Annotated in this window: 19 protein-coding genes; 10 read left to right on the forward strand and 9 right to left on the reverse strand. The window is 71.3% G+C overall.

Annotated elements, in window-relative coordinates; translation table 11 throughout:
* Positions 1–222: 222 nt before the first annotated feature.
* Positions 223–819 carry a histidine phosphatase family protein gene (locus ACWCWD_RS19120; protein WP_450773963.1) on the forward strand — a complete coding sequence of 199 codons (597 nt, stop codon included), beginning with the start codon at positions 223–225 and terminating at the stop codon, positions 817–819.
* A 50-nt stretch (positions 820–869) separates the two neighbouring features.
* Here the strand turns inward: ACWCWD_RS19120 and ACWCWD_RS19125 are convergent, their stop codons facing one another.
* The gene (locus ACWCWD_RS19125) at positions 870–2,243 is read right to left on the reverse strand and encodes a tetratricopeptide repeat protein (RefSeq protein ID WP_450773964.1); all 1,374 of its coding nucleotides are present in this window, start codon (positions 2,241–2,243) and stop codon (positions 870–872) included.
* A 242-nt stretch (positions 2,244–2,485) separates the two neighbouring features.
* On the opposite strand from ACWCWD_RS19125, the gene ACWCWD_RS19130 reads away from it, so the two are divergent.
* Positions 2,486–2,953 carry a hypothetical protein gene (locus ACWCWD_RS19130; RefSeq protein WP_450773965.1) on the forward strand — a complete coding sequence of 156 codons (468 nt, stop codon included), beginning with the start codon at positions 2,486–2,488 and terminating at the stop codon, positions 2,951–2,953.
* A gap of 114 nt (positions 2,954–3,067) precedes the next feature.
* On the forward strand, positions 3,068–4,042 hold the full coding sequence (locus tag ACWCWD_RS19135; RefSeq protein WP_450773966.1) for a spermidine synthase: 975 nt from the start codon (positions 3,068–3,070) through the stop codon (positions 4,040–4,042).
* 75 nt (positions 4,043–4,117) lie between these two features.
* On the opposite strand, the gene ACWCWD_RS19140 is transcribed toward ACWCWD_RS19135, so the two are convergent.
* Together ACWCWD_RS19140 and ACWCWD_RS19145 are read right to left on the reverse strand one after the other, a co-directional pair.
* A complete protein-coding gene (locus ACWCWD_RS19140) occupies positions 4,118–4,603 on the reverse strand; it encodes a DUF6210 family protein (protein WP_450773967.1) in 486 nt (161 codons plus the stop codon).
* Positions 4,604–4,728: 125 nt separating this feature from the next.
* Entirely contained in the window at positions 4,729–6,486 is a 1,758-nt protein-coding gene (locus tag ACWCWD_RS19145; protein WP_450774022.1) for a 2-isopropylmalate synthase, read from the reverse strand.
* 186 nt (positions 6,487–6,672) lie between these two features.
* Here ACWCWD_RS19145 and ACWCWD_RS19150 point away from each other — a divergent pair, with 186 nt between their 5' ends.
* Entirely contained in the window at positions 6,673–7,365 is a 693-nt protein-coding gene (locus tag ACWCWD_RS19150; protein ID WP_450773968.1) for a FadR/GntR family transcriptional regulator, read from the forward strand.
* Positions 7,366–7,372: 7 nt separating this feature from the next.
* Here ACWCWD_RS19150 and ACWCWD_RS19155 read toward each other — a convergent pair whose 3' ends face one another.
* From ACWCWD_RS19155 to aspT (ACWCWD_RS19165), 3 genes are read right to left on the reverse strand one after another with little or no spacing between them, the layout of a single operon-like run.
* On the reverse strand, positions 7,373–9,028 hold the full coding sequence (locus ACWCWD_RS19155; RefSeq protein ID WP_450773969.1) for a bifunctional aspartate transaminase/aspartate 4-decarboxylase: 1,656 nt from the start codon (positions 9,026–9,028) through the stop codon (positions 7,373–7,375).
* A 20-nt stretch (positions 9,029–9,048) separates the two neighbouring features.
* On the reverse strand, positions 9,049–10,752 hold the full coding sequence (gene aspT, locus ACWCWD_RS19160; protein WP_450773970.1) for an aspartate-alanine antiporter: 1,704 nt from the start codon (positions 10,750–10,752) through the stop codon (positions 9,049–9,051).
* Positions 10,753–12,429, reverse strand: a complete 1,677-nt coding sequence (gene aspT, locus ACWCWD_RS19165; RefSeq protein WP_450773971.1) for an aspartate-alanine antiporter — start codon at positions 12,427–12,429, stop codon at positions 10,753–10,755. It lies immediately after the preceding gene.
* Between the two features lie 735 nt (positions 12,430–13,164).
* Here aspT (ACWCWD_RS19165) and ACWCWD_RS19170 point away from each other — a divergent pair.
* The 5 genes from ACWCWD_RS19170 to ACWCWD_RS19190 all read left to right on the forward strand — a co-directional run bounded on the left by ACWCWD_RS19170 (position 13,165) and on the right by ACWCWD_RS19190 (position 20,067).
* A complete protein-coding gene (locus ACWCWD_RS19170; RefSeq protein WP_450773972.1) occupies positions 13,165–14,490 on the forward strand; it encodes an ABC transporter substrate-binding protein in 1,326 nt (441 codons plus the stop codon).
* A 667-nt stretch (positions 14,491–15,157) separates the two neighbouring features.
* On the forward strand, positions 15,158–16,153 hold the full coding sequence (locus tag ACWCWD_RS19175) for a carbohydrate ABC transporter permease (protein WP_450773973.1): 996 nt from the start codon (positions 15,158–15,160) through the stop codon (positions 16,151–16,153).
* Positions 16,154–16,171: 18 nt separating this feature from the next.
* On the forward strand, positions 16,172–17,089 hold the full coding sequence (locus ACWCWD_RS19180) for a carbohydrate ABC transporter permease (RefSeq protein WP_450773974.1): 918 nt from the start codon (positions 16,172–16,174) through the stop codon (positions 17,087–17,089).
* 104 nt (positions 17,090–17,193) lie between these two features.
* Positions 17,194–18,645, forward strand: coding sequence for a GH1 family beta-glucosidase (locus ACWCWD_RS19185; protein ID WP_450773975.1), 1,452 nt, complete (start codon positions 17,194–17,196; stop codon positions 18,643–18,645).
* Positions 18,646–19,035: 390 nt separating this feature from the next.
* On the forward strand, positions 19,036–20,067 hold the full coding sequence (locus tag ACWCWD_RS19190; RefSeq protein WP_450773976.1) for a LacI family DNA-binding transcriptional regulator: 1,032 nt from the start codon (positions 19,036–19,038) through the stop codon (positions 20,065–20,067).
* A gap of 100 nt (positions 20,068–20,167) precedes the next feature.
* Here the strand turns inward: ACWCWD_RS19190 and ACWCWD_RS19195 are convergent, their stop codons facing one another.
* The 3 genes from ACWCWD_RS19195 to ACWCWD_RS19205 are packed head-to-tail and all read right to left on the reverse strand — an operon-like array spanning position 20,168 to position 22,219.
* Entirely contained in the window at positions 20,168–20,554 is a 387-nt protein-coding gene (locus ACWCWD_RS19195) for a VOC family protein (protein ID WP_450773977.1), read from the reverse strand.
* Positions 20,555–20,605: 51 nt separating this feature from the next.
* Positions 20,606–21,127, reverse strand: a complete 522-nt coding sequence (locus ACWCWD_RS19200) for an SRPBCC family protein (RefSeq protein ID WP_450773978.1) — start codon at positions 21,125–21,127, stop codon at positions 20,606–20,608.
* 60 nt (positions 21,128–21,187) lie between these two features.
* Positions 21,188–22,219 carry a medium chain dehydrogenase/reductase family protein gene (locus tag ACWCWD_RS19205; protein WP_450773979.1) on the reverse strand — a complete coding sequence of 344 codons (1,032 nt, stop codon included), beginning with the start codon at positions 22,217–22,219 and terminating at the stop codon, positions 21,188–21,190.
* 230 nt (positions 22,220–22,449) lie between these two features.
* Between ACWCWD_RS19205 and ACWCWD_RS19210 the strand changes: the two genes are divergently transcribed.
* The gene (locus ACWCWD_RS19210) at positions 22,450–23,106 is read left to right on the forward strand and encodes a TetR/AcrR family transcriptional regulator (RefSeq protein ID WP_450774023.1); all 657 of its coding nucleotides are present in this window, start codon (positions 22,450–22,452) and stop codon (positions 23,104–23,106) included.
* Positions 23,107–23,116 lie beyond the last annotated feature (10 nt).

A 23,116-nucleotide genomic window follows, 5' to 3' on the forward strand; every position in this document is an offset into this window, starting at 1 on the left:
GCCGTGGGGGACGGGTGCCCGGCAGGACGGCCCTCATGCCCGTGGGCGATGATGCGCGATGATGGAGAGGGACGGACGCACCGCCCTCGGGCACCCCTGGGGCAGCCCCGATGCCGGAGCGCGTCCCTCCTCGGACGTGTCCGTCGGACACGGACCGGGCGCCCGGACACCGAGGTCCCGGAGCCCCACCGCCGTACCCCAGTTCTCAGGGAGAGCCCGCACATGGCACCGCGCATCCTGCTCGCCCGGCACGGCCAGACCCAGTGGTCGGTCCAGGGCAATCACACCGGCAGGACCGACATCCCGCTGCTCGACTCCGGGCGGGAGGGTGCCAAGCTGCTGGGCGAGCGGCTGCACCGCGCCCCCTGGTCCGGGCTGCCGGACACGGACATCCGCACCAGCCCGCTGGTCCGGGCCGCCGAGACCTGCGAACTGGCGGGCTTCGGGGACCGGGCGGAGACCTGGGACGCGCTGATGGAGTGGGACTACGGCGACTACGAGGGCCTCACCCCGGCGCAGATCAAGGCGGACCGGCCCGACTGGCTGATCTGGCGCGACGGGGTTCCCGGCGGGGAGTCCACCGCCGACATGACGGCACGCGCGGACGGGATCGTCGAGCGGGTGCGCTCCGGCGAACGCGACGTCCTCGTCTTCGCCCACGGCCACATCCTGCGGTCGATCGCCGCCCGCTGGCTGGGCGAGGACCTGATGTTCGGCGCCCGCGTCCGGCTGGAGCCGACCTCGCTGTCGGTGCTGGGCTGGGCCTACGGAATGCCCGCCGTCGAGCGCTGGAACGACACCGGCCACCTCGAACGCTGAGCCGTGCCGCCGGGCGCGCGGGCGTCGCGGGCGCCGCGGGCGTCGTGGGTTCAGCCCCGCTGCGCGGCCCGGTGCCGCTCCAGCAGCCCCGCCACCGCCGCCGCGCCGGGGTCGGCCGCCAGGACGCGTACCGTCCCCGTCAGCATCGCGCTGATCCTGCTGGACCGGACCCGGTCCAGCAGGTCCAGCACCTGGTGCGCGGAGCGGACCGCCTCGTCCGCCGCCCCGGCCCGCGCCAGGTCGCCCGCCAGCTGCGCGCGGTAGAGCGCGAGGTTCCGGGTGAAGTGCGGGTCCTGGAGCGCCGTGGCCCGGCGGCCGTGGCGGGTCGCCCGGGGCCAGTCGCCCAGCGCCGACCAGCACTGCGCCTCCAGCAGGTGCATCTCCGCCTCGCGGAAGAAGCTCATCCACTCCGGGTCCCGGTCGGTGGGCCCCCGGTCGAAGGCGGCCCGGGCCCGTGCGATCGCCCGGTCGCATCCCGTACGGTCCCCGAGCCCGGCCCGGCCGCCCGCCTCGCGCAGGGCGAGCAGGGCCAGCAGCCGGTGCGAGCCGACCGAACGGGCCGCCCGCTGACCGGCCTCCGCCGCCCGGACCGCCTCCCTCGGCCGTCCGGCGTCCCGGGCCAGGAACGACGTGTTGCAGAAGGCGTGCGCCTCCAGCGCGTCGTCCCCCGCGACCCGGGCGGTGGCCAGCGCCTCCGCGTAGTACGAGCGCGCGTCGTCGAACCGCCCCGAGTCGTGGGCCAGCCAGCCCACCGAGAGGGCCAGCTCACCGGCCCCGGAGTGCAGCCGGTCGGCGGTGGCGCGGCGGGTGGGCGTACCGGAGTCGAGCAGGGCGTACGCGGCCCGCAGCGGCTGGGCGGCACGCCGGTAGAGCCCGTCGCCGCCGTGCTGGTCGTCGAGGATGCGGATCTCGCGCACCGCCTCCTCCACGGAACGCACCTCGGCCTCGCCGGCCCGCCGCTGGGCGGGCAGCACGATCGGGGTACCGGCGGCCCGGTGGGCGCCGAGCCCGATCGACGCGGTCGCCACACTGGTGGTGCCGCTCGTCATGAACACGCGACGCAGCACGTCGCTCTCCTCGATGTCGCTGGGTACGGAGAGGGCCGGACCAAGATCCCCGGTCAGGGATCTCCAGGCCGCCGGCCCACGGGTGCGCGCCGAACGTCCGCGCACGCTCTCCCGGTCCGAGAAGCCCAGGTCCCCCAGCGTGGTGCCGGGGAACATGTGCAGGAAGACCCGTTCGTACGCGTAGTTCGGGCACCGGATCTCGCCGGACTCCACGCGACCGATGTAGCGGGCGTCGCAGGCGACCTGCTCGCCGATCTCGCGGGCGGCCCTGCGGACGGCCGCCGCGAACTCTCCCGCCGAGCGCTGTCCGCGCAACTGGCGGAAGACGAGGTTGGGAACGGCCCGTGACGACACCATGGCGTGGCCCTCTCTGGTGCAGCCGGGCGCATGCCTCAGGTGTCCCGGCGGAGCAAGAACGTACCTGGTGTGACGGGTCGTTCACGCAGGGTTTCCCGACAAACGGGGGCAACTCGGCCGCGATCCGCCATGAACTGCCACCCTTTGCGGCGGCTCGGCACCGTAGCCCTTGACGCCGTCGGGGCGTTGGTCCATGCGGAGACGGGGCGTGGCTCCGTTCGGCGAAGACAGGAGGGGTTCCCATGCTTCACCTCGGCACGGAGACCGGCCCATGGACCACTGCGGCCACCTCGAAGGACGCGGGGGCACGGCCGGCCGTTCCGCCGCACACGACATCGGACCCGATCGAGGGGTGCGCCGCACACCTGTGTGACCTCGTCACCGTCCCCGCCCGGCAGGGGCTGGAGGCCGTCGACATCCTGCGCCGGGGCGCCGGCCCGCTCGTGGTGGGACCGGTGCTCCACGACGGGGCCGGCGACACCGTCGGATTCCTGGTGCCGCCCGGCACCGCCGAGGGCTGGGACGTCCCGGGCAGCGCGTGTACGAGCACCGAGGGCCGCGGGCTCCGCCTCCCCGACGAGCCGCCCGTCTCCGGAACCGGCTGGCTGCTCCCGCCCGCCGACGATGCCCCGGTCACCGACCCCGCCGCGCTGCGGGCCGCGCTCGACCAGGCGGCCCGCATGATCGAAGCGGCCGACAACTGCCGCTGAGCCCATAATGTCCAGGTGGGCGGGGTTGTCCCCGGCGTTCTCCTCGTCCCGGCCGGCCTCGCGCGACCAGGACGCGGAACCGGCCCGACGCGGGGGCGGTGAGGGCGGACGGACGTGGCACGTCGAGGAGGGGCAGCGGGCAACGCCAAGCCCGGCAAGCGGGCCGACCGGGCGGACCGGAACGACCGGGCGGACCCGGCGGACCGGACCGGGCGGGCGGACCGGTCGGGGCGCGGGGACCGGTCGGGGCGCGGGGGGCGGGAGGCCCGCACCGCGACCGTCGACGGCGGCCGGGCCGAACTCGCCCCCGACAAGGAGCGCCGGAACGCCTGGACCCTGCTGCTCGACGGCGCCCCGCAGTCCCACGTGGACCTCGACGACCCGACGTACCTCTCCTTCGAATACCAGCGCAGGATCGGCCACGCCATCGACCTCGCCGCACCCCCCGGCACCCCGCTGCACGTCCTGCACCTGGGCGGCGGGGCCTTCACCCTCGCCCGCTACACCGCCGCCACCCGGCCCCGCTCCACCCAGCAGATCGTCGAGATCGACGCGGCGCTCGTCGCGTTCGTACGCCAGGAGCTGCCGCTCGACCCGCAGGCCCGGGTCCGCGTCCGTGCCCTGGACGCCCGCGCGGGGCTCGGCAAGATACCCGACGGCTGGGCCGATCTCGTCGTCGCCGACGTGTTCGGCGGAGCCCGGACCCCCGCCCACCTGACGACCACCGAATTCCTCGCCGAGGTGCGGCGGACGCTGAAGCCCGGCGGCAGTTACGTCGCCAACCTCGCGGACGGCCCGCCGCTCGCCCATCTCCGCGGCCAGATCGCCACCGCCGCCGCGCACTTCCCCGAACTCGCCCTCGCCGCCGACCCCACGGTCTGGCGCGGCCGCCGCTTCGGCAACGCCGTGCTCGTCGCCTCCGACCGCCCCCTCGCCGTCGCCGAACTCACCCGGCGCGTCGCCACCGACCCGCACCCCGGCCGCGTCGAACACGGCCGCGCGCTCGCCGACTTCACCGGCGGGGCCGCGGTCGTCACCGACGCGGACGCGAAGGCGTCCCCGGCACCGCCGCCGAACGCGTTCGACTGAGGTACGGGACCGGGCTGCCCGAGTCCGGGATCCGGTCAACGCTCCGGCCGTCCGCCCGCCGGAGGACGAACGGCCTCAGTCGGAGTTCAACCAGACGAGGATCCCCGGCCCGTCGGGTGTCAGGACCGGAACCCAGGCCTCGTCCGTCTCGGCGAGGCGGGACTCGTCGAGAACCAGAGGGGCGGGCCAGACGTCGTCCCGGTTCGCCGAACCGTACACATGGAGTTCGGACACCGCGGTCCTCAGCCGGTCGAGCAGGTGCGGCGGCCAGTCGCACCCCCGTGCCCCGCTGCCCTCGAACTCGACGACGAAGAACTCGCTGATGTCCTTGGCCACATCGGTGCCGAACAGGGGCAGTAGATAGCCCTCCTGGGTGAACTGGAGGCAGGCGGTACCGCCGCACTGGTTCTGATAGACGACGCCCGTCTCGGCCGCCACCACCACGAACGCCCAGCCGTTGTCGGTCTCGGCGGGATCGAGGAAGACCTGCCTGCGTCCGCCGGGTCCGACCGCCGCCCCGCCCTCGTCCGCCCTGTCGTCCGTCGCTTTCCGCTCAGTCATGGGCGGCAGGGTCGCACGGTCCGGACACGTGCCGCACCTGAGATACGGAACGGCGTCCACCTCCCGCCCCGTAGGGGAGCCGGCCCTCGCCCGAGGCGAACTCCCCTACGGGGGGCGGTGCTCGCTCACCCCGCCCGGTTCACCGCCGAGAGCACCGCCAGCACCGAGGCGGTCAGCACCGAGGTGTCCCGGCCCGCGCCCCAGACCACCCGGCCGCCGACCCGGCATTCGGCGTACGCCATCGCCGGGCTGTCCTGCCCGCCGGTCGTCGCGTGCTGGGTGAAGTCCAGGATCTCCACCTCGTGGCCGGCGCCCGCCAGCGCGCGGACGAACGCGGACAGCGGCCCGTTGCCGGTGCCTTCGTAGTCACCGGTCACGTCCCCGCCGCGGCCCTCGGCGCGCAGGGTGCACACGAACCGGTGCTCCCCGTCGGCGGTGACGTCGGCGGTCCACGCCTCCAGCGCCACCGTCCCGTCCTGGCCCGGCGTCAGATAGGTCGCGGTGAACAGCTCCCAGAGGTCCTTCGCGGTCGCTTCCAGGCCGCTGTCGTCGGTCGAGCGCTGCACCGTACGGGAGAAGTCGGGCCGCATCCGGGCGGGCAGGTCCACGCCGTGGGAGCTCCGCAGCAGGTGGGCGATCCCGCCCTTGCCGGACTGGCTGTTGACCCGGATGACGGCCTCGTAACCGCGCCCCACGTCCGCCGGGTCGATCGGCAGGTACGGCACGTCCCAGGTCGGCGAGGCGGTCCGCCCGTGGTGCGCGAACCCCTTGCTGATGGCGTCCTGGTGGGTGCCGGAGAAGGCGGTGTACACGAGGTCGCCCGCGTACGGGTGGCGCGGCGGCACCGCCAGCCGGTTGCAGTGCTCGACCGTGCGGCGGATCTCGTCGATGTCCGAGAAGTCCACCATCGGGTCGACCCCCTGGGCGTGCAGGTTCAGCGCCAGGTTCACCAGGTCGACGTTGCCGGTGCGCTCACCGTTGCCGAAGAGGCAGCCCTCCACCCGCTGGGCGCCCGCCAGTACGGCGAGTTCGGCGCAGGCCACCCCGGTGCCCCGGTCGTGGTGCGGGTGGACGGAGAGGATCACCGCGTCGCGGCGGTCCAGGGACCGGTGCATGTACTCGATCTGGTCGGCGTAGACGTTGGGCGTCGCGATCTCCACCGTGGCGGGCAGGTTGTGGATCACCGGCCGGTCCGGGGACGCGTCCCAGAGGGCCGTCAGCCCGTTGCAGACCTCCAGAATGAAATCCGGCTCCGTCAGGACGAAGACCTCGGGGGAGAACTCGAACCTGATGTCCGTCGCCGGGTGCTGCCCGGCCAGCCGGTCCATCAGCTCCGCCGCCTCCCGCACGGTCGCCCACACCTGCGCGCGGTCCCGGCCGAGGACCACGTCGCGCCAGACGGGGGCGGTCGGGATGTAGAGGTGGACCACCGCCCGGTCCATCCCGGCCACCGACTCGAAGGTCCGCGCGATCAGGTCCGGTTTGGCCGGGGTGAAGACGACGGGGGTCACGTCGCCGGGGATCGCGTCGCTCTCCACCAGGTGCCGGACGAAGTCGAAGTCCGTCCGGCTGGCGGACGGGTAGCCGATCTCGATCTCCTTGAACCCCATGGTGACCAGCAGGTCGAACATCCGGCGCTTGCGCGGGGTGTCCATCGGCTCGGCCAGTGCCTGGTTGCCGTCGCGCAGGTCGACGGGCACCCACAGCGGCGCCCGCTCGATCCGCGCGTCCGGCCAACCGCGCTCCAGGGAAGGGATGTGCACCCGGTCGAAGGCGGAGCGGTAGCGGTGCGAGGGCATGTCGCTGGCGCGCTGCGGGTTCCAGGCGGGGGAGCCGGCGGGCACCGGGCCGCGCGGCGTGCGGAGGGTGGGGAAGCTGTGCATCGTAGGCATGAGGACGGGTGTTCCTTCTCGTGTCGCCGGATGCGACCGGCACAGCGCGGCACCCCGCGGCGGGGTGCCGGTCGCTTCAGGCCCCGCCGCGGCAGCCGAGAAGAAGGAGACCGCTGAGCGTCATGGCGGTACAGTAGGCGCATTCCAAGTCTTCAGACAACCCGACAGGTGAAGCGCGTGTCCTCCCTCGGCCCACTCCGTCCCAGCCCCCTCGTCGACCAGGCGACCGCCCATCTGCGGGAGCAGATCACCGGGGGCACCTGGCCGGTCGGTACGAAGATCCCCGGCGAGACCACCCTCGCCAAGTCCCTCGGCGTGGGCCGCTCCACCGTCCGCGAGGCGGTCCGCACCCTCGCCGCGACCGGAATGCTCCAGTCCCGCCAGGGCGCCGGCATCTTCGTCGTCGCCGACCGCCCGCACGAGGACTGGCCCGCACGGCTGCGCCGGGCGGCGGTCACCGACATCTACGAAGTCCGCATGCTGATCGAGGTGCAGGCCGCCCGGCTCGCCGCCGAACGCCGCACCGAGGACGACGTCACCGCCCTGGACGCGGCCATGACCGCCCGCCGGGCCGCGAGCGGCTGGGGCGACGCGGAGTTCGTCGACGCCGACATCGCCCTCCACCGCGCGGTGGTCGCCGCCGCCCACAACCCCGTACTCACCGATCTCTTCGGCGAGTTCGCCCCCGCGCTGCGCCAGGGGCTCATCGACCTGGTCGACCTGCTCGATCTGCGCGCCGAGCACCCCGGCCACGGCGAGGACACCCACGCCGCGCTCGTCCGCGCGGTCGTCGAGGGGGACGGGGCGGCGGCCGAACGGCTGACCAGGACCGACCTGGAGGCGACCCTCGCGCTCCTGCGCGGCGCGTGAGCGGGGCTCAGCCTCCCGTGCTCTCCTGCCACTCCCGCGCGTACTCGTCGAAGATCACCCGCAGATGGTGGCCGATCCGGAGGTAGTCCAGATCGTCCAGGTTGGCGAGCGAGACCCGTACCGACCACTCGGGGCCGTCGAAGCCGCCCCCGTTGAGCAGCACCACCCCGGTCTGCTCGGCGAGGCGGAACAGCGGGTCGACCGGCTCGTAGTTCTGCTCCAGGAAGTCGGCGAACGCCTTGCCGCGCACCCGCTCGGCCTCCGCGAGCAGGTCCAGCTCGATGTAGTAGGCCGCGCGCTTCGGGTCCTCCGAGACCTTCATGTGCACTCCCTCCAGGAGGAGTTCGAGCCGCTGCCGGACGATGGCCCGGATCCGGTGCTTGTACGCCTGCCCCTCTTCCAGCATGTCGAAGAGTGAGAACAGCACCATCATCACCTGCTGGGGCAGCGAGAGCCCGGCGGTGTGGTTCAGCGCCACCTGCCGTGAGTCCGCCACCAGCCGGTCGATGAACCGGATCTTCTCCGGTTCGAGCGAGAGCGTCCCGTACCGCCGGCCGAGCCGCGCCTTCCACTCCGGGGAGTGCGCGGCGAGCATCTCGTCGATCACGTTGTCGTCGTGCAGACCGATCACCCCGAGCCGCCAGCCCGTCGCGCCGTAGTGCTTGGAGTACGAGTACACCAGCAGGGTGTTGCGCGGGAGATCGGCGGCCAGTGAGCGGAAGCCCTCCACGAACGTCCCGTAGACGTCGTCGGTCACCACGATCAGGCCCGGGTTCGAGTCCGCCACGATCGATACGATCTGGTCGGCGACCCGCTGGGAGAGGGCCAGTGAGGGCGGGTTGCTCGGATTGACGCAGCAGACCAGTTTGACGGAGGGGTCGGCCAGCTTGGCGACCTCTTCCTCCGGATACCGCCACTGCCGCACGCCCGTCTCGGTGAAGAGGCTCGCCTCCACCCGCACCACGTCGAACTCGTACGTGTCGAGCTCCGGAATCTCCAGGTAGGGCGTGAACACCGGCACCATCAGGGCGATCCGGTCCCCCTTCGCCAGAATGCCGTTCTTCATCAGCGAGTCGAAGATGTAGCACATCGCCGCCGTACCGCCCTCGGTGGCGAACAGGCTCAGATTCTGGTTCTCGGGCGGCCGGTGGTCGAACATCTCGTCCGCCACGTACGCCCGCACGATTCTCTCGGTGTGGTGCAGGATCCGGTCCGGCACCGGGTAGTTGTCCCCGATCGACGAGTCCGTCATCTCGTGGACGAACGCGTCCGGTTCAAAGCCGAACCGCTTCACCGCCAGATCGAACGACGCCTGCAGCAGCTCCATCCCCGGCAGGTCCGGATGGGCCCGCGCGAAGGAGGCGAAGCGCTCGGCACACCCCTTCTCCTCGGGCATCCCGCCGAGATTGTCCGCCGTCCAGACGCGCTTGCACTCCGAGAGCGCGAAGTAGCCGAGCGCGTGGTACGCCTCACGGGGGCCGGTCGCCACCCAGTTCGGGTTGCCCCGGCCCGCGTTGAGCATCGCCCGCGTCGTCCGGCCCTTCTGGCCCGGCTCGTCGCTCTGGGCCCTCTGGGCGATGCTGATGAACTCGTCCTTCAGCTCGAACGGGCTGAGCTGGGCGAACGACCGGATCTCTTCCCGGCTGAAGCTGGTCCTGGGCATGGCGGTGTCCCTTTCCGGGTTCAGTGGTTGAGGAGGACGATCACGGCGCCCCAGACGGTCAGCAGGACGTTTCCGACGGCGTACGGGATCGTGTAACCGAGGGTGGGAATCTGGGACTTGGACGTCTCGTTGACCGCGCCGATCGCCGCCGTCGTGGTCTGGCCACCGGCCAGTACGCCCATCAGGACGGGGAACTTGATGCGCTGGACGTAGTGGCCGAACAGAAAGCCCACGATCAGCGGCACCACGGTGGCGACGGCACCGAGGAGCAGCAGGCCCCAGCCGGCGTCGGAGAGACCGCTGGTGAAGCTCGGCCCCGCGTTGATACCGACCACCGCGACGAACACGCACAGGCCCAGGGTGTCCATGAACCACTGGGCGCCCGGCGGGACGTTCCCGTACGTCGGGTACTTGCCGCGGATCCAGCCGAAGACCAGCCCCATGATGAGCCCGCCGCCCGAGGTCGAGAGCGAGATCGGCACCCCGCCGGCGGTCAGCGCCGGGATGCCCAGGCAGCCGCCGAGGAAGATGCCCAGGCCCACCCAGATCATGTCCGTGGCGAAGCTGGTCGGCACCGGTTTGCCGAGGGCCTTCCCGGCAGGCCCGACCAGCCGCTCCGGACCGGTCAGGACCAGGGTGTCGCCGCGCTCCACCTCGGTGGACAGCCGGTAGGGGAACTCCGAACCCGCCCGGTAGAGACGGTCGATGTACACGCCCACCATGAAGGGCTCCCGGCGCAGTTCCTCGACGGTGCGGCCGAGCTGCGCCTTCTCCGACGCGACGACGTGCAGTGTCTCGGTTCGGTAGCCGAGCAGCTCCACGTCGTCGGCCTCCGGGCCGATGTGGGTACGGGCGTCGAAGTCGACCAGGTCGTGGCGGAGCGCGCTGACGGCGACGGTGTCGCCGGCTTCCAGGGTCCGGGACTGCGAGTGCTCCAGCACGGTGCCTCCGCGCCGGACGGCGGTGAGGTAGATCCGGCGTCCGATGCCCTGCTGCTGCCGTTCGAAGTCCTCGACGCTCCGGCCGACGAGGTCGGGGCGCTCCACCCGGTACGCGCGCAGCACCACCTCGTAGTAGCCCTCGCCCTCGTCCGGATCGTCGTCGGGGGCGTCGAGCTCGGCGGCGAGGACGGCGCTCTCCTTCGCCAGGTCGCGGTGGTAGAGCCGGGGCAGCACGTTGGCCAGCAGCATCGCGCAGAGGATCGTGCCGAGCGGGTACGTCACCGCGTACCCGACGGCGACCAGGTTCTCCTCGGACTTCACCTGGGCGGAGGAGAGATCCGGCAGGGAGCCGATCGCGTCCTGCGCGACGCCGATGGCCGCCGACTGGGTGAGGGCGCCGCTCATCAGTCCGGCGCCGAGCCCGGGGCCGTACCCCAGCAGACCGGCGAACAGCCACGAGATCAGCAGCCCGGACACACAGACCACGACCGCGTTGAGCACCTGGGGCAGGCCGTCCTTGCGCAGCCCGCGGAAGAACTGCGGACCGACCCGGTAACCGAGGGCGAACAGGAACATGATGAAGAAGAGGTTCTTCACCGTGTCGTCGATCTGGACCCCGAACTGGGCGCCGAGCACCAGCCCGGCCACCAGGCATCCCGTCACCGCGCCCAGGGCGATGGTGCGGTAGCGGACTTTCCCCAGCAGGAAGCCGAGCGCGACCACCAGGAAGACCAGCAGCTCGGGATGGGGCTGGAAGACGTTCCGGTTCAGGAAGTCGATCATTCAGGCCCCCAGGACTCCGACGAGGACCGGTCCGGTCAGCGGCAGCAGGAAGTTGGAGAGGGTGTAGGTGATCGTGTAGCCCAGCAGCGGCACCGAGCTCTGCGCCACCTGGGTGACGGCGGTGATCGCGGGAGTCGAGCACTGCTGTCCGGCGATGGCGCCGATCAGCAGCGGCTTCTCGATCTTCAGCAGCCTGCGCCCGACGACCAGCGAGAGCGTCGCCGGTACCAGGACCATCGCGATCCCGGCGAACGGCAGCAGCGCTCCGTACTCCTTCAGCAGCGGCCAGGCCTGAGGGCCGGCGGCCAGCCCCGTGCAGGCGATGAAGACGGCGAGTCCCATGTCCTTCAGGGTCGAAGCCGCCTGCGGGGGAAACGCGCCGAAGGTCTGCTTGCGGGAACGGAACCAGCCGAAGAGCAGCCCCGAGATCAGGCAGCCGCCGCCGGTGCCGAGGGACAGGGGGATGTCCCCGGCGTAGACCACGATCTGGCCGAGCAGAGAACCGGCCACGATGCCGAGCCCCAGGTAGATGAAGTCGGTGGCGTCGTTCTTGACCACCGCTCCGATCTTCCCGACCAGTCTGGCCAGACCGTTGCGCGCGCCCACCAGGGTCAGCACGTCACCACGGTAGAGAGTGGTCTCCCCACTGGCCGGAAGGCGCTGGTCGTTGCGGACGACCTCGGTGATGTAGACCCCGTCCTTGAGGAACTCGGGATGCGCCCGCTCCATCGCGTCGATGGTCGAGCCGTGCGTCGCCTTCTCCGTCACGGCGACCTGGCTGGTGGCCAGGGGGGTGTCGAGGCCGGGGATGGAGGGCGTCTCGGGCCCGATCTCGCGGCCCGCCTCGATGATGGCCGCCCGGCGCCCCACCACCTGGACCAGGTCGCTCAGGGTGAGTTCGAGCCCGGGGGAGGGGGCGATGAGCTTGCTGCCCCGCTTGACGCCTTCGACCGTGATCCGGCCGCCGAGCGCCTGTTCCAGCTCTCCCACGGTGCGCCCGTCGGCAAGCGTCACCAGGTACGTCCGGCCGACCGTACCGGGCAGTGCCTCCCGTTCGTCGGACTCCAGCCCGGCCGAGCCGCCGCGCATCCGGTCCCAGAGTTCGCGGGAGGCGTCCGCCAGGTTGATGCGCAGCAGCATCGGCATGATCTGGCTGGTCAGCAGCACGATGGTGATCAGACCGAAGAGGTAGCAGACCGTGTAGGCGGTGGCGACGTGCCCTTGGTACTGGCTGATCTGGTCGGCTGTGAGGTTGTCGAGCTTGCCGATGGACTCGGTGGCCGTCCCGACGACCGCCGACTCCGTGGCGGCTCCGGCGAGGATGCCGGCGGCGGTGCCCACGTCCAAGTCGAAGGCCTGGGCGAGTCCGTAGGCGATGCCGAGGACGCAGACCAGTTCGATCAGGCAGAGGGCGAAGAAACGGAGACTGCGCCGGTTGAGGTTGGCGAAGAACTGCGGCCCCGCCATATAGCCCAGCGAGAAGATGAAGAGGGCGAAGAAGACCGTCTTGACGTCCTCGTTCACGCTGACGTGCCGGGTCCCGAGGAGGAGCGAGACGATCAGGGTGCCGCAGATGCCGCCGAGGGTGATCGGCCCGACGCGGACCTTCCCCACCAGGTAGCCGACGGCGAGGCAGAGGAACAGGGCGAGTTCGGGGTGGTCCCGGATGACACCCACGCTCTTCAGGTCTCAGAACTGATGAAAATGGCTGAAAGTGGCATAAAGGTGAAGCTAGCAGTGAGGCCGGAGCGGGGCATGCCGAAGACCCGGCGGCCGGGGGTGGGTTCGTGGCTCCCGGCGGGCCGTCGGGCGGATCGTCGGCGGCTGGGGCTCACCGGCCGAAGCCGGTGAGGGCGTCATGACCGGAAGGGTTCCGGCGCTTCGGCCGACGGCGTGCTCGCCGGGCGGCCTTCGAGGAAAGAACACGATCGAGCCACAGTCGACCGGCCGAGATCGTTTCGGGCGGGGTCCCTGTTCACTTTCCGGCGGGCCCGTTTCTCGAGGGCCGGGTAAAGAACCGGCCACGGGGTAAGACCGGATGAGGGATGGCGTGTTCTGAGCGATGACGCCTCCCCTTCCTCGCGAACAGCCTCTCACCTGCGGCGATTCGATGATGGGCCGTCAATGACCCCGAGGGTTCGCCAATTGGCAAGCCCTGTGCGGGACACGGTCTCGTGACTTGCCGGACACGCTCGCGCAACGGAAGCGTCTTCAAGTCTTGACACCCACCCCCTTGAGGCAGCAACCTTCCGTCATCGGCGCATGGGAGCGCTCCCACATCGCATACCCGTTTTTTATGTGCGATCGGCACTGCCCGTGCTTCCCCCCAGCATCACCTGGCGCGGCACTCACGGCGCCCGGGTCCCGCAGTGAGCAAACCGCCAGTCACACCCTGGAAATAGGAGTAGTGGAATGCGCATCACCCGCAACGTCGCAGGTCGACGCCGTAGAGCCGCGATCGTGGCCACCACTGGCCTGACGGCCACCGCCCTGCTGCTGGCGGGCTGCAGCGACTCGTCGGACGACGAGGGAAGCAGCACCGACGCCAATGGCAACATCACCCTGACCGTCGCCGACTACGGCCAGTTCGGGTACAAGGAAGCCGGGCTCTTCGCCGAGTACCACAAGCTCCACCCGAACATCACGGTCAAGGAAGACACCACGGCCGAGGAGAAGGTCTACTACCCGAAGCTGCTCCAGCAGCTGAACTCGGGCAGCGGCCTGGCGGACGTCCAGGGTCTGGAGGTCGGCCGCATCAAGGAGCTGACCGACACCAAGGCGGACCAGTTCGCGGACCTGAGCAAGGTCATCGACGCGACCGACTTCGTCTCGTGGAAGGCCAAGCAGGCCACGACCTCCAGCGGTGCGCTCATCGGCGCCGGCACGGACATCGGTCCGATGTCGCTCTGCTACAACACCGACCTCTTCAAGAAGGCCGGTCTGCCGACCGACCGCACCGAGGTCGCCAACCTGGTCAAGGGTGGCTGGGAGGACTACATCGCGCTGGGCGAGAAGTTCAAGGCGAAGGCGCCCGCGGGCACCTTCTTCATGGACTCCGCCAGCGCCATGTTCAACGCCGTCGTCAGCTCCAGCGCGAAGCAGTACTACGACGAGGACGGCAAGGCGATCTACAAGGACAGCCCCGCCGTCCAGCAGGGCTGGAACCTGGCCGCCGAGGCGGCCTCCAAGAAGCTGACCCAGGGCGTCCCGCAGTTCGGTGACCCGTGGGCCGCCGCGCTCCGCAAGGGCACCATCGCCACCGTCGCCTGCCCGGCGTGGATGGCCGGTCAGATCTCGGTCAACGCCGGTGACGCCAACAAGGGCAAGTGGGACATCACCAGCGCGCCGGGCGGCACCGCCGCCAACTGGGGTGGCTCCTTCCTCGGTGTTCCGAGCTCCGGCAAGCACGTCGACGAGGCCATCAAGCTCGTCGCCTGGCTGACCGCCCCCGAGCAGCAGGCCGCCGTCTTCAAGGCGATCGGTTCCTTCCCGTCCAACACGGGCGCGTACGACCTCCCGGGTGTGAAGGACGCGAAGCTGCCGTACTTCAACGACGCCCCCATCGGCGAGATCTACGCCGGTGAGGCCAAGACCATCCCCGAGGCCGTCCTCGGCCCGAAGGACGCGACCATCAAGGACACCATCTCCACCGAGATCAACAACATGGAGCAGCGCGGCACCGACCCCGACAAGGCCTGGAAGACGGCCGTCGAGTCGGTCGACAAGGTGATCGGCTGATCCCCGGCGGTGCGGGAGGCCCACAGGCCGCCCGCACCGCCTCGGCGTGCGCCCGCCACCCCGTCCGGGGCGGGCGCACGCCACCGGCCCGTTCGCCCGGGCCCCCGCACACCGGGTCCTGGCGAACGGCCGACAGCGAGGAACGGCCGGTACGCGCAACCGCCGGCAGGCATCACCGCACCGCCCGCATCACCGCACCGTCCGCACCACCGCATCACCGCACCGCCCGCACCACGGCGCCACAGCGCGCAGAACCCACCGCACCACCCGCACGGACGGCCGTCCGGCCTCCGCCCGGCCCGCCGCCGAAGCCGGTCCATCGGCCTCCCCGGCCCGCCGCGCAGGGGCTTCCTCGCAGCCGAACCACCGGCCTCCCCGGCTCGTAGGCGAAGGTGGGAACCGGTTTCGCCGGTTCGCCGCCCCCGAGGTTCCGAGAGCCCGTCCGCGCGCACGAACCACCGGCCCTCCCCGGCCCGCACCCGCACCATCCCGTTCGCCCCTCCAGCCGGCTCCGCACAGGCCGGCCCCGGGACGAACGGCTCCGCCCATCCAGCCCCACACGACCGGCACCGCTCGGCACCGCACCGGGACGCGCAGTCCCGTATCCGGGCCGGCCCGGTACCGATCGACGCGCCCGCCGGCGCACCCCAGGGAAGGACTCCCGCCCGTGGCAACCTCGACCCCCACCCGGGACGCCTACGTCCCGCCACCCCGTGGTTCCCGACAGCAACCGGCGAGCAGCCGGCAGACCTGGCGGAGCCGGCTGTGGCGGTTCGACGACAAGGCGTCCCCGTACGCGTACATAGCCCCCTTCTTCCTGGTCTTCGCGGCCTTCGGCCTCTACCCGCTCATCTACACCGGCTGGATCGCCCTCCACCGGGTCGAGATGACCGGCATGGACCAGATGGAATGGGTCGGCTTCGACAACTTCACGAAGATCTTCCAGGACTCCGAGTTCTGGACGGCCGTCAGCAACACGTTCGTGATCGGTGTCCTCTCCACCGTTCCGCAGCTGCTGGTGGCGCTGGGCCTGGCCCACCTGCTCAACTACAAGCTGCGCGCCAGCACCTTCTGGCGCACCATCATCCTCACGCCGTACGCGACCTCGGTCGCCACCGCGGCCCTCGTCTTCGCCCTGGTCTTCCGGACCGACGGCGGGCTCCTCAACTGGGTCCTTCACTTCGTCGGCTTCGGCGACACCAACTGGGGCAACGGGCACTGGACGTCGAAGATCGCCATCTCGGTCATCGTGATCTGGCGGTGGACCGGCTACAACGCGCTGATCTACCTCGCCGCGATGCAGGCCGTGCCGGGCGACCTCTACGAGGCGGCCTCACTGGACGGTGCCAACCGCTGGCAGCAGTTCATCAAGGTGACCATCCCCTCGCTGCGCCCGACGATCCTCTTCACGATCGTCATCTCCACCATCGGCTCCATGCAGCTGTTCGGTGAGCCGCTGCTGCTGGAGGGCGGCGCGATCGGCGCCATCGGTGGCACCGAGCACCAGTACGAGACGCTGAGCATCTACCTCTACAACTACGGCTGGAACCTGCAACACCTCGGCCTTTCGGCCGCCGTGGCCTGGGTCATGCTCGCCCTCCTGCTGGCCATCGCGTTGATCAACTGGATCATCAGCCGCTTCGTACGCCGTTCCGCGGCCTGACCGGGAGCGATACCTCTCATGACCATCACCAGCACCCCCGCCAAGGTCTCCGCCCCCGGACGTCCGAAGCCGGACCGCCGCGCTCCCCGCAAGGCCCGCCTCGCCATGGGCGCGGGCGACACCCACAAGGCCGGGCCGTTCACCTACATCGCGCTGATCGTCGTCGGCATCGCTTCGATCCTGCCGCTCTACTGGACGTTCGTCGCCGCCTCGCACACCCAGGACGAAGTCCTGGCCAGCACGCCGCCGTTCCTGCCGGGCGGCCGGCTCTGGCACAACCTGCAGGCCGCCTGGGAGAACGCCAGCCTCGGCAAGGCCATCGTCAACACCCTCATCGTCTCGGCGTCCATCACCGCCGCGACGCTGTTCTTCTGCACCCTCGCCGGCTACGCCTTCGCCAAGATGCGCTTCAAGGGCCGCGGTTGGCTGATGACCGCGGTCATCGCCACCCTGACGATCCCGCCGCAGCTCAGCGTCGTACCGCTGTTCATGATGATGTCGGACATCGGCTGGGGCGGAAAGCTGGAGTCGGTGATCTTCCCGACCCTGGTCAGCGCGTTCGGTGTCTTCTTCATGCGGCAGTACCTGCTGGAGGCGCTTCCGTACGAGCTGATCGAGGCCGCCAAGATCGACGGCGCGAGCAACTTCCGCATCGTGCTCAGCGTGGTGCTCCCGGTGGCGCGTCCCGCGATGATGGTGCTCGGCATGCTCACCTTCGTCCAGGCGTGGAACGACTTCTTCTGGCCGTATCTCGCGCTCAACCAGGCGAACCCCACCATCCAGGTGGCCCTCGGTCAGCTGAGCGCCTCGTACACGCCGGACCAGTCCATCGTCATGGCAGGCGCCCTGATCAGTACGCTGCCCCTGCTGGCGGTGTTCGTGATCTTCGGCAAGCAGATCGTCGGCGGCATCATGTCCGGCGCGGTCAAGGGCTGAGACACCTCGGCCCGCACCTCCGGGCGCCCGCGCGACGCCCCCACCGGTGCCCGCGCGGGCACCGGATCCCCCTTCTTCCTCTTCACCCATGGGAGCGCTCCCGCATGACTGCTGTACGCCCTGACCTCGCCCCCGAGCAGGCCGCCGACGCCCTCGTCTTCCCGCCCGGATTCGTCTGGGGCGCGGCCACTGCGGCCTACCAGGTCGAAGGCGCGGCCTCGGAGGACGGTCGCACGCCGTCGATCTGGGACACCTTCTCCCACACCCCCGGCAAGGTCCACAACGGCGACACCGGTGACATCGCCGGGGACCACTACCACCGCTACCGCGACGACGTGGCGCTGATGAAGGAGCTGGGCCTCGGTGCCTACCGCTTCTCCATCTCCTGGTCCCGCGTCCAGCCCACCGGTCGCGGCCCGGCCGTCGAGCGCGGCCTCGACTTCTACCGCAAGCTCGTCGACGAGCTGCTGGAAGCGGGCATCAAGCCCGTCGCGACCCTGTACCACTGGGACCTCCCGCAGGAGCTGGAGGACGCCGGCGGCTGGCCCGAGCGCGCCACCGCCGAGCGGTTCGCCGACTACGCGGCGATCATGGCCGGCGCCCTCGGCGACCGCGTCGGCACGTGGACCACGCTCAACGAGCCCTGGTGCTCCGCCTACCTCGGTTACGCCTCGGGCGTCCACGCCCCCGGCCGTACCGACCCCGGCGCGTCCCTCCAGGCGGCCCACCACCTCAACCTCGCCCACGGACGGGCGATCGAGGCTCTGCGCGCTTCCATCCCCGCCGGCGCGCAGACCTCGGTCACCCTCAACCTCCACCAGGTGCGCCCGCTCAGCGACGCCCCCGGTGACGTCGACGCGGCCCGCCGCATCGACGCGGTCGGCAACCGGGTCTTCACCGGCCCGATCCTGCACGGCGCGTACCCCGAGGACCTGATCGCCGACACCAAGCACCTCGTCGACTGGTCGAAGCTGGTGCACGACGGCGACCTGGCGACGATCTCCCGCCCGATCGACGTCCTCGGCATCAACTACTACGCGCCGACCCTGGTCACCGACCCGACGGGCGGCGGCGCGGAGAGCAACAGCCACGCGCACGGCGACAGCGCGCACTCGCCGTGGCCCGGCTCGGAGCACGTCGCCTTCCACAAGGCCGAGGGCAAGCCCGTCACGGCGATGGACTGGTCCGTCGACCCCGACGGCCTGCACGCCCTGCTGGTCGACACCGCCCGCGAGTTCCCCGACGTCGCCCTCATGGTCACCGAGAACGGTGCCGCCTTCGACGACTACGTCTCGCCCGAGGGCCGCGTCGAGGACCCGGAGCGCATCGCGTACCTGCACGGCCACATCGACGCGGTCCGCCGTGCCATCGCCGACGGCGCGGACGTCCGCGGCTACTTCCTCTGGTCGCTGATGGACAACTTCGAGTGGGCGTACGGCTATTCGAAGCGCTTCGGCATGGTCTACGTCGACTACGCCACGCAGACCCGCACCCCCAAGGCGAGCGCCCGCTGGTACTCCGACGTGATCCGCCGTCACGGCCTGCCGCAGGCCTGACACTTCCGCCACCCGCGGCGTCGAGCCCGGGGGTGCCGGGGAGTCGTGGCCGCCTGACCGGCCCTGACTTCTCCCGGCACCCCCTCGGCGCAGACGGCCTCCCCGCCCACCCTGCGTCACGGGGGCGCTCCACACGCCCCCGCACGAAGACCCGGTTGTGAACGCAGCCGGGTCTTCGTGCGTCCACCCGTCCCCGCGCCCGTCCCCGTCCCCCGACCCTGCCCGATCCCAACGAAAGGTCCCGGAGGCGTCCCGTACGATTGGGAGCGCTCCCAAATTTGGTGCTCTTCGGCAGCCCCCGGGTCCGGAAACGTGTCAAGGGAATCTTTCGACAGGGCTTGGTTCGACATATTCGACTGTGAGAAGTTGACGGCGAAACGGGAGGCGGACATGGTGTCAGCACGCGTACGGGGCGGCGGGCGGCCGACGCTCGAAGAGGTCGCCGTCAAAGCGGGTGTGGGCCGCGGTACGGTCTCCCGCGTCATCAACGGATCGCCGCGCGTCAGCGATCAGACCCGCGAAGTGGTCGAGGCCGCCATCGCCGAACTGGGATACGTACCCAATCGCGCGGCTCGTGCCCTGGCCGGAAACCGCACCGACGCCATCGCGCTCGTGGTACCGGAACCCGAGGCCCGCTTCTTCGCCGAGCCGTACTTCTCCGACATCGTGCGCGGGGTGGGCGCCGCCCTCGCCGACACCGACATGCAGCTGCTTCTCACCCTCGCCGGCAACGACCGCGAGCGCCGCAGACTCGCCCAGTACCTCACCGCGCACCGCGTGGACGGCGTCCTGCTCGTCTCCGTGCACGCCGACGACCCGCTGCCCGAACTCCTGGAGCAGCTCGGCATGCCGTGCGTCATCAGCGGCCAGCGCGGCGCCGACGAACCGCTCGCCTCGGTCGACTCCGACAACTTCCAGGGCGGCCGGAGCGCCGTCGCGCACCTCATCGCGCAGGGCCGCCGCACCATCGGCACCATCACCGGCCGACTGGAGGTCTACGGCGCCCAGCGCCGCCTGGACGGCTACCGCAGGGCCCTCGCCGAAGCCGGCCTCGCCCCGGACGAACGCCTCATCGCCCTCGCCGACTTCACCGAGGAGGGCGGCGCCCGCGCGATGACCGAGCTGCTCGCCCGCCACCCCGACCTGGACGCCGTCTTCGCCGCCTCCGACGTGATGGCCGCGGGCGCCCGCCACGTACTGCGCGAGGCCGGCCGCCGCATCCCGGACGACGTGGCCCTCGTCGGCTTCGACGACTCGGTGGTGGCCCGTCACATGGAGCCCGGCCTCACCAGCGTCCGCCAGCCGATAGAGGAGATGGGGCGCGCCATGACCGAGGTCCTGCTCCAGCAGATCACCGACCCCAGCGACGAGCGCCGCCACCTGGTGCTCCCGACCGAACTGGTCGTCCGCGCCTCTTCGTGAGGGGCTCGCCGCCCCGACCCGGGCCCGTCCGACCCGTCCCATGCGGGCGGATACGCCGGAGCTGGGCCGGGCTCGTCGCGCCTGGTTCGTCGGGTCGGGCTTACGGACGGCTGCGCAACGGGTGGTCCGCCGGGACCTCGATCACCGCGATGCGCAGCCCGTCCGGATCGGTGATCCACATCTCGATCAGCCCCCACGGCTCCTGGACGGGCGGCCGCAGGATGGGTACACCGCGGGCGCTGAGCTCCTCGTGGGCGGCGGCGACATCGGCGACCTGGAGCCAGAGCCGCAGGTCGGGAGAGGGCGGGGTGTCGCCCCGACCGGAGACTTCGAGGAACCCGCCGCCCAGGAAGTAGACCGTGCCGCGCTCCGGACCGGTACCGAACTCGCGGTGGACCGCCAGGCCGAGGGCCTGGCCGTAGAAGGCGCGGGTGCGCTCGGGGTCGGTGGGACGCAACAGCGTCCTGCTGCTCAGTACGTGCACCATGCCCACCGACGTTACGCCGCCCCGGGGGGCCGCCCGGGACGCGACGGGTGATCAGTTCTCCGCCCGGGCCTTGAGGTTGTGCACCCAGTGGTCCAAGGAGGCGTCGAGCGCGGCCTGGAGCGCGGGGGTCGCGGCGTCCACGGGCTCCCCGGCCCACGATTCCTCGGTGTGGACGTGCACGCCGTCCGCGCGCTGGGTGAAGGTCCACACGTGCACCGCGGTGATGCCCTGGGCGGGACCGCCCCAGACGATGCGGCGGCCGGGCTCGACCTGCCGGACCGTGGATTCGATGCCGCTCAGCCCCTCCACCGACCAGCGGAAGACGGAACCGGGCCGGAGCGGACCGCGGGTCACCTTGGTCGCCTCGCTGACGTCGGGCTGCCACTGCGGCCAGCTGCCGACGTCCGTCTGGATCCGCCAGATCCGCTCCAGCGGTGCGTGGATCACGATGTCCTCGCGGGTGATGACGGGAGCGGTGGTGTCGACTCCGACGGGAGCCCGCCCGTTGCCGGTCAGGCCGAGCAGGAAGGCGACGGGAAGAGCGGCGGCTTTGGCGAGGAAGGGGATGATCACGGCGGTTTCTCCTGGGTGCGCTGAACTGGGATGAGGCGGGGTCGGGGGGAGGACCGGGGGCTACGGCACGAGGACGACCTTCCCGGCGACCGTGCCGGATTCCGCCAGCCGCATCGCTTCGGAGGCCCGGGCGAGCGGGATCTCCGCCGCGATCCGGGCGGTGAGGTCGCCCCGCCGGAGGGCGGCGAACACCTGGGTGAGGTCGGCGCGCAGCCGGGCCCGGAAGCGGGCCTTGGCCCAGGCGCGGCCGGCCCAGACATTGAAGAAGTGGGCGCTGCGGCCGTTGGGCAGCCAGTTCCAGAGCCAGACGCGCCCCAGCAGCTTGAGTACGGGCAGTGCGCCCGAGCCCTCGTCGTCGCGGGTGGCGGCGCTGCCGTAGGAGACGAGGGTGCCGCCCCGGGCGAGCAGCCCCCAGGAGTCGACGACGCTCCGGCCGCCGACGTGGTCGAACACGGCGTCCACCCCGCCGGGAGCCAGTTCCCGGACCCGGGCCGGTACGTCTTCGTTCCGGTAGTCGACGGGGGTCACTCCGAGCGCCCGCAGCCCTTCGTGGTGGCGGGCGGAGGCCGTACCGATGACCGTGGCGCCCGCGGCGATCGCCAGCTGCACGAGGACCGAGCCGACCCCGCCGTTGGCGCCGTGGACCAGGACGATCGCGCCGCTGCGGACCCTGGCTCTGCGGTGCAGCATCTGCCAGGCGGTGATGCCGTTGACGACCGCCGTCTCCGCCTCGGCGGCCCCGACCCCGTCCGGCACCCCGACCACGTCGGCGGCATCGAGCACCACGTGGCTCGACCACCCGCCGGTCTTCGTGAGGGCGGCGACCCGTGTCCCGATCAGCCCGGGGCCGACGCCGGGGCCGGCCGCCAGGACCGTACCGACCAGGTCGTAGCCGGGGACGAAGGGGAACGCGGGCTGGTCGTAGTACCGGCCCCGGCGCATCTGCTGCTCGGCGAAGGACACCCCCGTCGCCTCCATCCGGACCAGGACCTGCCCCGCCGCCGGTGCCGGAACCGGGCCGGAGCGCAGCTCCAGCCCCTCCGGCTCGACCTTGCCCGGCAGGACCACCTGGACGCGTTCGTCGTCACGCACGACGACCTCCCGTTCACTCGTACCGCGTTGACCGAACGCGCGTTTGTGCCGCTCGCGTTTGTTAGAACCTATAACAACAATGACCCTCGGTTTCGATCGCGTCAAGCCGTTGCGGCGACCTTCGTGAAGGGTGATGGCAAGCGTGATAGGTTCTAACGAACCTGGGAGTGGTGTGGCACGCGTCCGCGCGAGCCCCCGCGGACTTCACCGAGAGCGAGGAGGTGGCGGTCGTGGCCGACAGCGGTTCAACCCCGCGAGAGCGGTACCGGCAGCAGGTCAGGGCTGAGGTGAAGAAGTGCGCCCGCGAGCAGATCGCCACGGCGGGCGCCTCCGGCCTCTCCCTCAACGCCATCGCCAAGCAGATGGGCATGAGCGGCCCGGCTCTCTACCGCTACTTCGCCGGACGCGACGAGCTCATCACCGAGCTGGTACGGGACGCGTACCGCAGCATCGCCGACGCCTTCACGGCGGCCGGCGAGGAAGCCGGCCCGGCCGGCCTCGCACAGGTGCTGCGGCGCTGGGCGCTGGAGGACCCGCAGCGGTACTTCCTCGTCTACGGCACACCCGTACCCGGCTACGAAGCGCCCGAGGACATCACCGCGATCGCCGGGGAAATGATGGCCGTCCTGCTCGGCGCATGCGCCACCACGACGGCGCCCGCCGGGGGCGGTCCGGAGGCGGACGCCTTCGAGGCGCACCTGGCGAACCACCACGACTGGGCGGGAGCCCGCCCCGACGCCCCACCGGCGGCCCTGCGCCTCGCGCTGGCCCTCTGGACCCGTCTGCACGGTGTGCTCTCACTGGAACTCGCCGGCCACTTCACCGGCATGGGCCTGGACCCGGCCCTGCTGTACGCGGCCGAGGTGGAGACCCTCACGGGGCGGTGAGCGGCTTCGA

The sequence above is a fragment of the Streptomyces sp. NPDC001493 genome (assembly GCF_053597235.1).